The 16,572-nt window shown below is 49.1% G+C and carries 10 protein-coding genes; 8 read left to right on the top strand and 2 right to left on the bottom strand.

What is annotated here, in order from left to right; translation table 11 throughout:
- The first annotated feature begins 29 nt into the window (after positions 1-29).
- The 8 genes from E5354_RS02135 (at position 30) to E5354_RS02100 (ending at position 13,969) form a co-directional block, all read left to right on the top strand.
- Entirely contained in the window at positions 30-1,265 is a 1,236-nt protein-coding gene (locus tag E5354_RS02135; RefSeq protein WP_135946247.1) for an LL-diaminopimelate aminotransferase, read from the top strand.
- Positions 1,266-1,298: 33 nt separating this feature from the next.
- Positions 1,299-3,488, top strand: a complete 2,190-nt coding sequence (locus E5354_RS02130) for a glutamine synthetase III (RefSeq protein WP_123396696.1) — start codon at positions 1,299-1,301, stop codon at positions 3,486-3,488.
- 105 nt (positions 3,489-3,593) lie between these two features.
- Positions 3,594-8,102, top strand: a complete 4,509-nt coding sequence (gene gltB, locus E5354_RS02125) for a glutamate synthase large subunit (RefSeq protein WP_135946246.1) — start codon at positions 3,594-3,596, stop codon at positions 8,100-8,102.
- A gap of 35 nt (positions 8,103-8,137) precedes the next feature.
- Positions 8,138-9,562 (top strand): glutamate synthase subunit beta, encoded by a 1,425-nt coding sequence (locus tag E5354_RS02120; RefSeq protein ID WP_123396694.1) that lies wholly within the window; start codon positions 8,138-8,140, stop codon positions 9,560-9,562.
- Positions 9,563-9,628: 66 nt separating this feature from the next.
- The gene (locus tag E5354_RS02115) at positions 9,629-11,518 is read left to right on the top strand and encodes an amidophosphoribosyltransferase (protein ID WP_135946245.1); all 1,890 of its coding nucleotides are present in this window, start codon (positions 9,629-9,631) and stop codon (positions 11,516-11,518) included.
- Positions 11,519-11,606: 88 nt separating this feature from the next.
- Complete coding sequence (locus tag E5354_RS02110; RefSeq protein ID WP_123396692.1) at positions 11,607-11,900, top strand: TM2 domain-containing protein; 294 nt, start codon at positions 11,607-11,609, stop codon at positions 11,898-11,900.
- 140 nt (positions 11,901-12,040) lie between these two features.
- Entirely contained in the window at positions 12,041-13,657 is a 1,617-nt protein-coding gene (locus E5354_RS02105; RefSeq protein WP_135946243.1) for an ABC-F family ATP-binding cassette domain-containing protein, read from the top strand.
- 18 nt (positions 13,658-13,675) lie between these two features.
- On the top strand, positions 13,676-13,969 hold the full coding sequence (locus E5354_RS02100; protein ID WP_135946242.1) for a Dabb family protein: 294 nt from the start codon (positions 13,676-13,678) through the stop codon (positions 13,967-13,969).
- 15 nt (positions 13,970-13,984) lie between these two features.
- Here the strand turns inward: E5354_RS02100 and E5354_RS02095 are convergent, their stop codons facing one another.
- Both E5354_RS02095 and E5354_RS02090 read right to left on the bottom strand, forming a co-directional pair.
- Positions 13,985-14,674, bottom strand: a complete 690-nt coding sequence (locus E5354_RS02095) for a potassium channel family protein (RefSeq protein ID WP_123396689.1) — start codon at positions 14,672-14,674, stop codon at positions 13,985-13,987.
- An 8-nt stretch (positions 14,675-14,682) separates the two neighbouring features.
- Complete coding sequence (locus E5354_RS02090) at positions 14,683-16,491, bottom strand: TrkH family potassium uptake protein (protein ID WP_168353797.1); 1,809 nt, start codon at positions 16,489-16,491, stop codon at positions 14,683-14,685.
- Positions 16,492-16,572: the final 81 nt, after the last annotated feature.

Genomic DNA, 16,572 nt, shown 5'->3' with positions numbered 1-16,572 from the left:
AACAATAGAAAAAACGGATTCACTTACCTATGATTAAAATTAACGACAATTTTTGCGAGCTTCCTGCAAGCTACCTTTTCTCCGATGTAGCAAAGCGGATCAATGCCTTCAAGGCCGAGCATCCCGATGTCGAAATCATAAAGATGGGCATTGGCGATGTAACGCAGCCTATATGTCCGGCAGCCATCCAGGCAATGGAAAACGCTGTTGCCGACCAGGCTGATCGCGTGACATTTCACGGTTACGGCCCGGAGCAGGGATATGACTTCCTGCGCAGGAGAATCGTAGATGTTGATTATCGCTCACGAAACATCGATATAGACATCGATGAGATATTCATAAGCGACGGTGCGAAAAGCGACACGGGCAACATAGGCGACATTCTGTCCACCGACTGCAAAGTTGCCGTGACCGATCCCGTATATCCCGTATATGTCGACACAAATGTCATGGCCGGAAGGGCAGGGCATCTCGTTGATGGACGCTGGAGCAGGATAGAGTATCTGCCATGTACGGCCGAGAACGGATTTATTCCATCATTGCCCAAGGACAACCCCGATGCCATATATCTGTGCTATCCCAATAATCCCACCGGCACAACTCTTAATCGCTCACAGTTTGAAAAATGGGTCGAATATGCAAAGGACAACAATGCACTCATATTATTTGACTCGGCCTATGAGGCGTATATTACAGAACCCGACATTCCTCACAGCATATATGAAATCCCCGGAGCCAAAGATGTGGCTATAGAGTTCCGCAGCTTCTCCAAGACTGCCGGATTCACAGGATTGCGATGCGGCTACACGGTAGTTCCCAAGGCGCTTAAGGGATTGTCGAAAAACGGCGATGAAGTATCGCTGAATGCATTGTGGAATCGCCGCCAGTGCACCAAGTTCAACGGTGCAAGCTACATAGTGCAGCGTGCTGCCGAAGCATTGTATTCGACAAAGGGGCGTCATCAGGTTAAAGAAACCATAGCCTACTACATGCGTAACGCTTCATTGTTGAGAAACGGCCTGTCGGCTGCCGAACTTGAAGTGTGGGGCGGGGTAAACGCTCCCTACATCTGGGTGAAGACTCCCGGCGGCCTTTCGTCATGGGAGTTTTTCGATTTGCTGCTTGAAAAGTGCGGTATCGCCGGCACTCCGGGCTTAGGTTTCGGCCCGTCGGGCGAGGGTTACTTCCGATTGACGGCCTTTGGACGATACGAGGACACTGTTGCCGCAGTTGAACGGCTTAGTTCATTGAAGCTGAACAAATAAAATGATATTTCAATATATAAAATTATATATATTATGTCAAAGTTGAGATTTAAAGTAGTGGAAGAAGCTTTTGATCGTAAAGCTATTCCGGTTGAAATTCCGGCAGAACGCCCGGAACAGTATTATGGGAAGTACGTGTTCAATCGTCAGAAGATGTTTGAATACCTGCCCAAAAGCACTTATGACGCACTTGTTGATGCAATCGACAACAAGAAGCCGCTATCACGCGAAGTTGCCGACAGTGTAGCCGCAGGCATGAAGCAGTGGGCTATCGACAACGGTGCGCGTCATTACACCCACTGGTTTCATCCGTTGACCGACGGTACAGCCGAGAAGCATGACGCTTTCATCGAGCACGACGGCAAAGGCGGTGTAGTTGAGCAATTTACAGGCAAGCTGCTCGTTCAGCAGGAACCCGATGCATCGAGCTTCCCCAACGGAGGTATCCGCAACACATTCGAGGCCCGCGGATATTCGGCATGGGACATCTCATCCCCGGCATTCATTCTTGACAAGACTCTGTGTATTCCTACAATATTCATTTCGTATACAGGAGAATCGCTCGACTACAAGACTCCGTTGCTTCGTGCCCTGAATTCAGTCGACAAGGCAGCTACAGGTGTCGCACAGTATTTCGACCCCAACGTTAAGCATGTCAACTCCTATCTCGGATGGGAACAGGAATACTTCCTTGTTGACGAGGCTCTCTATTCGGCCCGCCCCGACCTTGTTATGACAGGCCGCACATTGATGGGACATGAGAGTGCTAAGAATCAGCAGCTTGAGGATCACTATTTCGGAGCAATTCCGTCGCGCGTCGAAGCCTTCATGCTTGACCTCGAAATCGAGTGTCACAAGCTTGGAATTCCGGCAAAGACCCGTCACAATGAAGTAGCGCCCAACCAGTTTGAGCTTGCTCCTATCTTTGAGGAAACCAACCTTGCCAACGACCACAATCTGTTGCTCATGTCGCTTATCGCAGAGGTTGCACGCCGTCATAATTTCCGCGTCCTGCTTCACGAAAAGCCCTTCTCAGGCATCAACGGTTCGGGAAAGCACAACAACTGGAGCCTTGGCACCGACACCGGAGTACTATTGTTTGCGCCCGGCAAGACACCCGAAGCCAACCTTCAGTTCATCACCTTCATTGCCAATGTAATGGCAGCCGTGTACCGTCATAATGGAGTATTGAAGGCATCAATCGCTTCAGCCACCAACGGACACCGTCTTGGAGCCAACGAGGCACCTCCTGCCATCATTTCGATATTCATGGGTACACAGCTCTCCGAAATCCTCGACAAGCTTGAAAAGGATGATGTAGATGAAATCATCAACCTCTCGGCCAAGAAAGGCCTTAAGCTCAATGTCGACCAGATTCCTGAAATTATAATCGACAACACCGACCGTAACCGCACATCGCCGTTTGCTTTCACCGGTAATCGCTTCGAGTTCCGTGCCGTAGGCTCTTCAGCCAACTGTGCATCGGCCATGATAGCACTTAATGCAGCTGTAGCCGAGCAGCTCATGGAATTCAAGGCCAATGTAGATGCCCGCATTGCCAACGGTCAGGACAAAAATCATGCGATTCTGTCGGAGATAAAGGAGATTATAAAATACTCCAAGCCCATACATTTCGACGGAAACGGTTATAGCGATGAATGGAAGGAAGAGGCTGCCCGCCGTGGTCTTGACTGTGAAACAAGCGTTCCCAAAATCTTTGACGCATATCTGAGCAAGTCATCAATCGACATGTTTAAGAGCACCGGCGTGTTTACCGAAGTAGAGCTTGAGGCTCGTAATGAGGTGAAATGGGAAATGTACACCAAGAAGATTCAGATTGAGGCCCGTGTGCTCGGTGATCTTGCCGTGAATCATGTGATTCCCGTTGCGATACGCTATCAATCGGTACTCACCGACAATGTATTCAAGCTAAAGACTCTGTTCCCCAATGAAAAGGGTGACAAACTCGCACAGCTCGACCTCGACACTATCGAGCGCATGTCGGCCCACATGGCAACAATCATGGAGGAAACCAAGAAGATGGTCAACGCCCGCAAGGCTGCCAACCGCATCGACAATGAGCGCGAAAAGGCAATAGCATATCACGACACGGTTGTACCGTGCATGGATGTCATACGCTACCATATCGATAAGCTTGAGCTTATGGTGGATGACGAGATGTGGCCGTTGCCCAAATATCGTGAATTGCTCTTCATTCGTTAACACAATTATTGGATAATAAGCCGGGAGTGCCATTGATGTCTGATAAGTGGCATCAAGTAGTAGCATGGCACTCCATGGCATTTTCAATGTTTTTATTAGAAAGTTATGATAAAAGATATGCCATACGCCCAAGGCCTTTACGATCCGCGACATGAAAGCGATGCATGCGGAGTGGGGCTGTTGGTAAATATTAGAGGTGTAAAATCGCATCAACTTGTAGAAAAAGGGTTACAAGTGCTTGAGCACATGGTTCATCGCGGTGCCGAAGGTGCCGATCCCAAAACAGGTGACGGTGCCGGAATAATGGTGCAGATACCCCATGAGTTCATTTTGCTTCAAGGAATTGCCGTTCCCGAGAAAGGCCGTTATGGATGCGGATTAGTATTCCTGCCCCACGATGATGACACACAACAGATAATATTCGACATCATTGAACGAGAAGCCATTGAACTTGGACTCACTCTTATTGCGGTGCGTGATGTACCCACAAATAATGAGCAGCTTGGCCCTGTTGCACGCAAAGCCGAGCCTGCAATAAAGCAGATATTCATTGCCGATGAGAAAAGCAACGACAGTATAGAGCCTCGACTTTATGTGCTGCGTAAACGCATCGAGAAGAAAGTGTCGGAGTTGACACTTCCCGATAAGGATGCATTTTATATCGTGTCATTGTCGTCGCGTGTCATTGTCTACAAGGGAATGTTGTCAAGTTTGCAATTACGCTACTACTTCCCCGACTTGATGAATCCCCACTTCACAACGGGCATGGCGTTGGTACATTCTCGTTTCAGTACCAATACATTCCCTACATGGTCGCTGGCACAGCCTTTCAGAATGCTCGGACATAACGGCGAGATAAACACCATACAGGGCAACCGAATGTGGATGAAGGCACGTGAATGTGTACTACATCCGCAGACACTCGGAGGCGCCGATGTCACACCTGTCATCCAGCCCGACATGAGTGACTCGGCATCACTCGACAACGTATTGGAATTTTTCGTAATGTCGGGTATGAGCCTGCCTCATGCTCTTGCCATGCTCGTGCCGGAATCGTTCAATGACAAGAACCCGATTTCGTCGGAATTGAAGGCATTCTATGAGTACCATTCAATCATGATGGAAGCGTGGGACGGCCCTGCGACATTGCTGTTCAGCGACGGACGCTACGCCGGCGGAATGCTTGACCGAAACGGACTGCGCCCCGCACGATATCTGATTACCAACAACGACACGATGGTAATTGCTTCCGAGATGGGAGTGTTGGCATTCGACCCTTCGGAAGTTAAGGAGAAGGGTCGTCTTCGTCCGGGAAAAATGTTGATGGTCGACATGGAAAAGGGCGAGATATATCACGATGCCGAACTCAAGGAGAAACTTGCATCGGAATTTCCTTACCGCGACTGGTTGTCACGCAATCGAATCATCCTCGACAAGATAAGCAGCGGACGCAAAGTTGAAAACAAAGTAAATGATTTTGCAAGACTTCTGCACACATTCTTCTATCATCGCGAGGAAGTAGAGAAGATTATCACGCCAATGGTCGTTGATGCCAAGGAGCCTGTCAATTCAATGGGCAACGACACTCCGCTCGCAGTTATGTCCAACGAGCCTCAATTGCTGTTCAACTATTTCCGTCAGCATTTCGCTCAAGTGACCAACCCGCCCATCGACCCTCTGCGTGAGGAGCTCGTGATGAGCCTCGACAGCTACATCGGAGCAATCGACATGAACCTTCTCGAGCCCAATCCCGAAATATGCAAGATGGTTCTGCTGAAGCGACCCATCATAACAAATCAAGAGCTTGATATATTGTGCAATCTCCGATACAAGGGATTCAACACACGCAAACTTTCGATGACATTCCCCGTAAAAGAGGGGGCCGAGGGCATAACGAAGGCATTGGAGCGCCTGTGTAAGGAGGCTGAAGCCGCCGTTGATGAAGGCTGCAACTACATTGTGCTGTCGGACCGCGGAGTAAACGCCGACAATGCGCCCATACCTTCATTGCTCGCCACCTCGGCCGTTCATCATCATCTCATCGACTGCAAGAAGCGTCTGCAGACAGCTCTTGTAGTGGAAACCGCCGATGCACGAGAGGTCATGCACTTCGCATTGCTGTCGGGTTACGGAGCAAGCGCAATAAATCCCTATCTCGCTTTTGCCGTAATCAACGACCTTGTGGAGCGACAGGAGATACAGCTTGACTACAATACAGCCGTAAAGAACTACATCAAGGCAATCGACAAGGGATTGCTCAAGGTCATGTCAAAGATGGGCATATCCACACTTACCAGCTATAAGGGCGCACAACTATTTGAAGCTGTAGGAGTGTCGGAAGAGATGTCACGCAAATATTTCGGCAACACCGTGAGCAAAATCGGAGGAATCGACATGGACGATCTCAGTCGTGACATATTGAAATCACATGCCGAATCGTTCAGCCCTTATTTTGACGAAGAACTGCCTTTGCGTCACCTCGGACAATATTCATTCCGCAAGGATGGAGAGACCCATGCATGGAATCCCGAATCGATAGCAACGCTTCAACTTGCCACACGACTTGGAAGTTACAAGAAGTTCAAGGAGTTCACTTCATTGGTTGACAACAAGCCCGAACCGATATTCATTCGCGATTTTCTTGACTTCAAGAAAGGCGAGCCTATACCGGTTGACGAAGTTGAACCTATAGAGAATATAATGCGTCGTTTCGTGACAGGTGCAATGTCGTTCGGCTCTATAAGCCGTGAGGCCCATGAAGCACTTGGTATAGCAATGAACGCTATCGGCGCACGAAGCAACACCGGTGAGGGAGGCGAGGATGCCGAACGCTTCAAGACACGCGAAGACGGCACATCGGCACGCTCGGCTATAAAGCAGGTCGCTTCGGGACGCTTCGGAGTTACCGCCGAGTATCTTGTAAATGCCGATGAAATACAGATTAAGATTGCACAGGGAGCCAAGCCAGGTGAAGGCGGACAGCTGCCCGGATTCAAGGTCGACAAGATAATAGCCAAGACGCGTCACTCAATCCCCGGAATCTCGCTTATATCTCCGCCTCCTCACCACGATATATATTCAATTGAGGACCTGGCCCAGCTGATATTCGACCTGAAGAATGTAAATCCCGATGCTCGCGTGAGCGTGAAGCTCGTGTCGGAAAGCGGTGTAGGAACAATTGCAGCCGGTGTGGCAAAAGCCAAGAGCGACCTTATCACAATAAGCGGTAGCGACGGCGGAACGGGGGCTTCTCCGGCAAGTTCGATACGTTACGCCGGTCTTCCCGTTGAGATAGGTCTTGCCGAAACACAGCAGACGCTTGTGCTCAACAATCTGCGCGGACAAGTGAAGCTGCAGGCCGACGGACAACTAAAGACAGCGCGTGATGTGGTGATAATGGCCATGTTAGGCGCCGAAGAGTACGGATTTGCGACAAGTGCGCTAATTGTGCTCGGATGCGTCATGATGCGTAAATGTCACCTTAACACCTGTCCTGTGGGAGTAGCGACACAGAATGAAGAGCTGCGCAAACGATTTGTGGGCCGTTCAGAGTATCTGATCAACTTCTTCAAGTTCCTTGCTCAGGAAATACGTGAGACCCTCGCTGAAATAGGCGTGCGTAAACTTGATGATGTGATAGGTCGTGCCGATATGCTTGAGGTAAAGCCCCAACACGCCACCCACAAGACAACACATCTCGACTTCTCACGCATATTATATATGCCGGCAGAGTGTCGTACCAACGCCATAATAAATGTCACGGAGCAGCAGCATGACATAGCGCATGTGCTCGACCGTCAGCTTATAAGCCGCTCATTTCCCGCGATAGATTCGGGAATGCCTGTGGAGCTTGATTTCCCGATTGCCAACACCGACCGTTCGGTAGGCGCAATGCTGTCGGGCGTAGTGGCAAAGAAATATGGTAATGATGGATTGCCCGACAATACCATCTTGTGTACATTCCGTGGTTCGGCCGGCCAAAGTTTCGGTGCATTCCTGGCTCACGGCATATCGTTCCGACTCGAAGGTGACGCTAACGACTATGTAGGCAAAGGACTGTCGGGAGGCAAGATTGTCATCGTCCCGCCTAAAGGAAGTCCGTTTGTTCCGCAGGACAATATAATCGCCGGAAATACACTGTTGTATGGAGCGACTTCAGGCGAAGTTTACATCAATGGACGCGTAGGCGAGCGATTCTGCGTGCGTAATTCAGGCGCGATTGCCGTAGTCGAGGGAGTGGGCGACCACTGCTGCGAATACATGACCGGAGGCCGCACCGTGGTGCTCGGTTCGACCGGACGCAATTTTGCCGCCGGTATGAGCGGCGGTGTTGCCTACGTGTGGAATCCCAATGGCGATTTCGACTATTTCTGCAACATGGAGATGGTTGAGTTGTCATTGATCGAAGACATGGCCGACAATCGCGAGCTCTATCGCCTTATAGGCAATCATTACAAGCACACTCACAGTCAGCTTGCCGGACGCATGCTCGACAACTGGCACGAATATGTGGGGCAGTTCATAAAGGTAATACCCTTTGAATACAAGAAAGTGCTTCATGATGAAAAGCTTGCCAAGCTGCAACAGAAAATTGCAAGTGTGGAACGTGACTGATAAATTAATGAAAATCGCTTAAAACTATATATGATATGGGAAACCCAAAAGCGTTTTTGACCATCCACCGCAAGGAAGCCGGCTATCGTCCTGTTTCCGACCGTATAAGGGATTACGGTGAAGTGGAGCAAACATTGAACCCCGAGGACCGTCGTTTACAGGCGTCACGTTGCATGGAGTGCGGCGTTCCGTTCTGTCACTGGAGCTGTCCGCTCGGCAATAAGCAGCCCGAGTGGCAGGACCGACTGTTTAAGAATGATATAAAAGGAGCATATACATTGCTCACCGCTACCGACGACTTTCCTGAATTTACAGGACGAGTTTGTCCTGCATTATGCGAGAAGGGTTGTGTGCTTAACAAGATACATGAACCCGTCACCATACGCGAAAACGAAGCCGCCATTGTAGAGCGTGCATTCCTTGAAGGCTACGTAAAGCCCTACGTTCCCAAGCACCGCACAGGTAAGCGAGTTGCCGTGATAGGTTCGGGGCCTGCAGGACTTGCATGCGCCAATCAGCTGAATCGCCGAGGACATTCGGTTACGGTGTTTGAGAAGAATGAAGCAATAGGCGGACTGCTGCGATTCGGCATCCCCGATTTCAAGCTCAACAAGAGCATCATCGACCGTCGCGTAGCGTTGATGACCGAAGAGGGCGTTGAGTTCAAGCCCGGCGTAGAAGTGGGCAAGGATATAGCAGTCGAGGATATCGTGAGCGACTATGATGCCGTGTGCATAGCAATCGGCGCTGAAGTGCCGCGTGACCTGAAGGTAGAAGGCCGCGATCTTAAAGGCGTACACTTCGCACTCGAGCTTCTGCAACAGCAGAACAGAGTAAACGCCGGACGCGAGATTTCGCGTGACGACCGCATATCGGCCAAAGGGAAGAACGTGCTCGTAATCGGAGGTGGCGACACCGGCAGCGACTGTGTAGGAACAGCCAACCGCCAGGGTGCTCTTTCGGTTACACAGATTGAGATAATGCCCAAACCGCCGGAAGGAGAGAATCCGGCAACTCCGTGGCCCTATTGGCCCGTGGTGTTGAAGACATCAAGTTCGCACGACGAGGGCTGTAATCGCCGTTGGTTGCTCGACACTCGCCGAATAATAGGAGAGAACGGCAAGGTAACCGAAGTCGAGGTCGAAGAGGTGCGTTGGGAAAAGGATGAAGCCACCGGACGCATGAATTTGATTCACACCAGAAACGTAGAGCGCATAAAGGCTGAACTCGTATTGCTCGCGATGGGATTCACCAATCCCGTACAGGACGGCATACTGAAACAGCTGGAGGTCGAGAAGGATGCACGCGGCAATGTGAAGGTCGATGACAAGCAGCAAAGCAGCATCGACAAGGTATTCGCCGCCGGCGACGCCTCTACCGGCGCATCACTTGTAGTAAGATGTATCGCTTCAGGCAGAAAAGCTGCTGAAGGAATACACAATTATCTCACTGAAAAATAGAATCGGATAATTCAACGGGTCGGCTTGTCAGTCGGCCCGTTACAATTAATAAAATACCACATCACAATGGAACCTTTGAAACACGAATGCGGAGTGGCAATGATACGCCTGCTCAAGCCGCTTGAATATTATAAGCAAAAGTACGGCACCTATCTTTACGGACTCAACAAGTTGTATCTGCTGATGGAAAAGCAACATAACCGCGGACAGGAGGGTGCCGGCGTGGGATGTATAAAGATGTACTCTCCGGCAGGCAGCGAATATGTGTTCCGTGAACGTGCATTGGGTTCGGGAGCGATACAGGAGATATTCTCGTCGATAAACAGTCAGCTGGCCAATGTCCACATCAATGAGCAGTCCAATGAATGGGTCGAATCCTACGCTCCGTTCATTGGCGAAGTCTACATGGGGCACCTGCGATATTCAACCACAGGAAGAAGCGGATTGAATTATGTACACCCGTTTTTGCGTCGCAACAACTGGTGCTCGCGTTCACTGATGCTTTGCGGCAACTTCAACATGACCAACGTTGACGAAATATTCAATTCAGTGGTCGAAAAAGGACAGCATCCCCGCATATACTCCGACACCGTAATAATACTTGAGCAGCTTGGATATGCCCTCGATAAGGAAAACAACCGCCTCTATCATGAATTCACCGAAAAAGGACTTGACGGCATACCTCGTGCCATGGCAATCGAGGATAACATCGACCTGCGTCCGGTACTTGCTTCCACCGCTCCGGGATGGGATGGGGGATATGTGATATGCGGCACACTCGGGTCGGGTGACATGTGGGCCTTGCGCGATCCTCACGGCATACGCCCGGCCTTCTACTATTATGACGACGAGGTAGTGGTAGTGGCATCGGAGCGTCCGGTAATACAGACCGTGTTCAATGTCCCGCGTCGTGCCGTAAACGAGCTCACTCCGGGAAGTGCGATAATAGTAAACAAAGCCGGCAAGGTAAGGGTTGACGACATTCTCGGAGAAGGACGAAACGAGCGGTGTTCATTTGAGCGAATCTATTTCTCAAGAGGAAGTGACGCCGACATATACAAGGAACGCAAGGCTTTGGGCCGCAATCTTGTCGGCAAGATATTGCATGAGCTTGACTACGATCTCGCCCACGCCGTGTTCTCGTTCATCCCCAATACGGCCGAAGTTGCCTTTATTGGCATGGTCGAAGGTCTTGAAAAACATCTCGACCGCTACAAGGCCGACAGGATTATGGCATGTAACGCCGAAGGCACGTTGTCGCGTGACATGATAGAGAAGATAATGTCACAGAAACTGCGCATCGAAAAAGTTGCCATAAAGGATATAAAGCTGCGCACGTTCATCGCCGAGGGAGAGTCACGCAACGACCTCGCCGCCCATGTATATGATGTGACCTACGGCATAGTAAAGAATAATGTAGACACACTTGTCGTGATTGACGATTCAATAGTGAGGGGCACCACTCTTAAGCAATCGATAATCAAGATGCTCGACAGGCTGCATCCGCGCAAAATAGTTATTGTGAGCTCCTCTCCCCAGGTGCGTTATCCCGACTATTACGGCATCGACATGTCACGCATGGGTGAATTCTGTGCATTTCGTGCGGTAGTGGAGCTACTTAAGGAAAACGGCATGGAGAATCGGCTTGAAGAGGTTTACAATCGATGTCTTGAACAGGAGAATGTCGATGATGCGCATCTTGAGAATTGCGTAAAGGCAATCTACGCACCGTTCACCGACGATGAAATATCGGCTAAGATAGCGAGTATGCTTACTCCCGACGACACTTCGGCTGAGGTGTCGATAGTGTATCAATCGCTTGAAGGGCTTCATGAAGCAGTGCCCGAATGTCCCGGCGATTGGTACTTTTCGGGCGATTATCCCACTCCCGGCGGCATAAGACTTGTCAACCGTGCCTACATCAATTATTATGAGGGTAATGTGGACAAACGATGATTTTTACATATCAATAGTTGTATTAAATGAAAAATTATTTGTAAGTTTGTGTAATCATTATCATTTAACTTTAATAAATTTAACAGCTATGGAACAAAACCAACAATGTCCTCCTCAGAGCAATGACGTATTCTCTCCCGGTCCCTCAGGCAAAAGCCGCGGAGTAGCAGCTCTTTTGGCTATATTCCTGGGATCACTCGGAATCCAATATTTCTATCTCGGTAAAAATACAGCAGGCGTAATAGCATTGGTGCTCAGCATCATCACTTGCGGTATACCCGGAATCCTCTGGCTCATTCAGGGAATCATGATGTTTACAATGTCGCAGGCCGACTTTGAGCGCAAGTTTGTCTACAGCACATCCACATTCCCCTTGTTCTAATCCTCAGGGAAAATCGATTCATAACGCGAGCGATGCCGTTAAAGGTGTCGCTCGCGGTCTTTTTGTGTTTGCCCGATGGGAGTTACGGGATTTTTTAGTAACTTTGCAGTCGCATTTTTGAAATATATTAGAATCCATATATGATAGCGGTCAATAATTTAGGCATTCAATTCGGTAAAAGAGTCCTATTCCAGGATGTAAACTTGAAGTTCACACCGGGCAACTGTTACGGCATCATCGGAGCCAACGGAGCCGGTAAATCAACCCTTATGCGCATACTCAGCGATCAATTGTCGCCTACCCACGGCACTGTGACCCAGGGTCCGGGAGAGCGTATGTCGGTTCTTGAACAGGATCACTTCAAGTTTGACGACTGCACTGTGATGGACACGGTGCTTCAAGGTCACACAGTGTTGTGGGACATCATCAAAGAGAAAGACGCCATATACGCCAAGGCCGATTTCTCGGATGAAGACGGTGTTCGCGCCGCCGAGCTTGAGGAGAAGTTTGCCGAACTTGAAGGCTGGAATGCCGAGAGCGATGCCGCCGCACTGCTCAGCGGACTCGGAATCAAGGAGGACAAGCACTACACCCTCATGAAGGACATGAGCGGTAACGAAAAGGTGCGTGTGTTGCTGGCCAAGGCCCTTTTCGGCAATCCCGACAACCTGCTTCTCGACGAGCCCACCAACGACCTTGACCTTGAAACGGTAGCATGGCTTGAGGACTATCTGTCAAAGTTTGAGAATACGGTGCTTGTCGTGTCGCACGACCGCCACTTTCTGGATTCGGTATGTACTCACACTCTTGACATCGACTATAACAAGGTTACATTATTTGCCGGTAACTACAGTTTCTGGTACGAGTCATCGCAGCTTGCATTGAAACAGCAGCAACAGCAAAACAAGAAAGCCGAGGAGAAGCGCAAGGAACTTCTTGAATTCATACAGCGATTCTCGGCCAATGTAGCCAAATCAAAGCAGACCACATCACGTAAGAAGATGCTTGAAAAGCTGAACGTAGAGGAGATTCAGCCTTCGTCACGCCGATATCCGGGCATCATATTCACGCCTTCGCGCGAGCCGGGCAACAAAATTCTTGAAGTACACGGACTGACAGCTTCGGTCGACGGAGAGGTGTTGTTTAAGGATGTGAACTTTGCCATCGAGAAGTGGGACAAGGTTGCATTCCTGAGCCGTGACCCGCGAGCCATGACCGCATTGTTTGAGATAATAACCGGCAATCGCAAGCCCGATGAAGGAAGCTACGACTGGGGTCAGACGATAACAACCGCATATCTGCCTCTCGACAACTCTTCGTTCTTCAACACCGACCTGAACCTTGTCGACTGGCTGTGTCAGTGGAGCGAGGATTCAAGCGAGATATATCTTAAGGGATTCCTCGGCAAGATGCTCTTCTCGGGCGAAGAGGTGCTTAAGAAAGCTTCGGTGCTTTCGGGAGGTGAGAAGATGCGCTGCATGATAGCCCGAATGATGATGCGTGACGCCAACACTCTCGTGCTCGACTCGCCCACCAACCATCTTGACCTTGAGTCAATCCAGGCATTCAACAACACGCTTCAGACATTCAAAGGCAACATCCTCTTTGCATCACATGACCATGAGTTCATCCAGACCGTGGCCAACCGCATAATCGAGCTTACGCCTAACGGCATCATCGACAAGATAATGGACTATGACGACTACATCACCGACGAGCGAGTAGCCGCCGCACGTGAACGACTTTATAACGCATAAACATAAATTGTCAGTGACATGGTAAAACATATAGTAACATTCAAGCTCAACGGCACTCAAGAGGAGCGTCGCCAAGTGGCTGAAAGCTTCAAGGCAGCATTGATGGCTCTGCCCGATAAAATCGAAGTGCTTCACTCAATTGAGGTCGGCATAAATGAAAATCCGACCGAGGACTGGGATGTAGTCCTGACTGCAATAGTGGATACGATGGACGATGTTGCCGTGTATGCCAAGCATCCCGCCCATGTTGCCGCAGCATCACTCCTTGCCGGACACAAGGAGTCGCGTGCATGCGTTGACTATGAGTTTTAGAGCCGGCTCTCAGGATTATTTTATGTGATTGAACAAATCTCGGAATTGGCGTTGTGTGCCCATAATGGTGAACACATCGCCTTTTTCTATGCGAAAATCGGCATCGAGATTTGCTACAATCATCGGGACTTCATTGGTCACACCGATAATATTGCGTCGCGGAGCCGGTCGCGAAACCGATATTAGTTTTATACCATAATCTTCCTCAAAGTTCAGGTCCTCGTACTTCATTCCATAGAAGAAGTCGGGGGCATCGAATTTTATAACGTAATGGTCGACATCGATTCGCAGAGAGTCAACAGTGCAACCTAATTCCAATTCACGCGTGAGTTCTCGAGCCGCACGTTGTTCCGGAGTTAGAATGCGGTCAACTTTAAATCCTTGCAATATAGTTTCGTGAATGTCATCGACAGCACGTGCATATATGCGTTTCACTCCAAGTTTTCGCAACAGCGCCACTGTCTTTACACTTGCGCCAAAGTTCTCGCCGATGGCCACAATCACGAGGTCGACGGTCTTCAACGGTAATACCGAAAGTGCCGCTTCATCGGTCGAGTCGATTATATAGGCCGTTGAAATCTTGTCCTTCACCTGTTCGACAAGAGTGGGATTGTGGTCGGCCCCTATCACCTCGTGTCCCATGTCGGTAAGGTCAGTGGCAAGATTGGAGCCATATATTCCGAGTCCTATTATCAGATAACGCATATTATTTATCAGTTTATTATTATATTTTCAGTTGGATATTTCACCGGGTAGTCGTGACGATTGCCCGTCACACCTATCAGAAGCGATATTATACCCACGCGTCCGAGAAACATCGCGGTGCACAACACTATTTTAGAGCTCATGCCAAGCTCCGATGTAATACCGAGCGACGAGCCTACGGTGAACAGCGCCGAAGAAGTTTCAAAGAGAACACTCTTGGCAGGAAGTTGTGGCTCAAGCAGCAACAATATAACGCTGTAGATGGTGTAGGACACTATCGAAATTGCAACAACCGCATTGGCTCTTCTTATAGAACCTACGGCAATCGTGCGGTCATATACCGTGACATGATCCTTGCCGAGTATTATCGATTTAAGATTCAACAGTATCAATGCAAACGTATTGACTTTGACACCTCCGGCGGTTGACTGCGAAGCTCCTCCAATCCACATCAGAAAAAGCACTATGACAAGCGTTACATTAAGGAAATTGGCCGGATTTACCGACACAAAACCCGAACTTCGCGGAGTGGTGGAGTTGAAAAACGACTGGACTATGCTGTCATAAAGACTCATGCCGACCAATGTGTTGTTACGTTCGAGAATGAAAAACACAACCGTGCTGACGGCAAATATAATCAATGTTGTGTAGAGCGCAATCTTGGTGTTTACATTCCAGATGTGGACCGAGCGTCCTATCTTAGTTCGATGGTTTATGCGGCACCACAATCGACGAAAATACTCAATAAACGCCTCCTTGAAATTTACAAGTATCGGGAAGCCTATACCTCCGGCCATAACGATTATTCCTATGACAATGTATATCATCTGATTGGAATTCATCAATGCCGGATTTGCCATACCGCCGTGAAGATTGGAGAATCCTGCGTTACAGAAAGCCGAAACGGCATGAAATATCGAGAATATTATCTGATCTTCGGTCGACATGATAAGCACATCGTGAATTGAGAGCCATATAAAGAATGCTCCTATCAATTCAACAATCACGGTAAAACCGAGGATATACAGCAGCGTAGGCAGCAATGCGTTGATGGTTTTGCTGTAGATCATGTCCTTAACCATCAACTGGCTGTAGACCGATGTGTTACCGCTGAAAAACAGGGCGAAAAAGCTTGTGAAAGTCATCACACCCAATCCGCCTATCTGAATCAGGAGTCCGAGAATCAACAGTCCTAACGGGGTAAATGTCGATGCTACATCGATGGTAGTCAGTCCGGTGATACAAACGGCGCTTGTCGACACAAACAGCGAGTCGATGTAACCTATGCCGTGATAGGTGCATCGTGGCATCATGAGCAGGAATGACCCTAAAAAGATGAAAAACAGGAAGCTGCATGAAAGTATCAGCGACGGGTTGGTGCGCTTTCCCATTATCCTGATAACAAAATAGCTTATCTCTACTATGGCAAAAGCCACCAGGATGCCAAGCAGGAATTTGTTGCTGTAAAGGACATCCTCGAGCCATGGAATCCAAAGATGGGCGGGCCGGGGATATAGTGCGGGAAGAAGCGTCGACAGCAGTGCAATGTCGACTATCCACTTGATTACGCGGGTGTTTTCAATCGTATTTTTTAGATTGAAAATAAGATTGAAAAGCACTTTGGCGAGAAATATGCACTGAAATGTGCGGAAATACACGAGTAACGTGCGCAATTCATTAGCCTCGCGTTCAAATCCTATATATAATGTCGCACATAGCAGGCATCCGATTGCGGCAACTACCGAGAGCACTTCAAGCAGTCCCGAGATTGCTGTAATCACAGTCCTGGAGTGACGCAACGCACGGTTCCATGTCAAATTTGCTCTATGTAGACGGCTTTGCATCCTGCGAATAATATGTTTTATCTCGCTCATAGCAATAAAACGACATTACTGTCG

The organism is Muribaculum sp. NM65_B17 (assembly GCF_004793735.1).
In the GTDB taxonomy this organism is placed as follows: Bacteria; Bacteroidota; Bacteroidia; order Bacteroidales; family Muribaculaceae; genus Muribaculum; species Muribaculum gordoncarteri.
The sequence above is the reverse complement of the archived record's forward strand: the minus strand, read 5'-3'. Positions and strand labels throughout refer to the sequence as shown.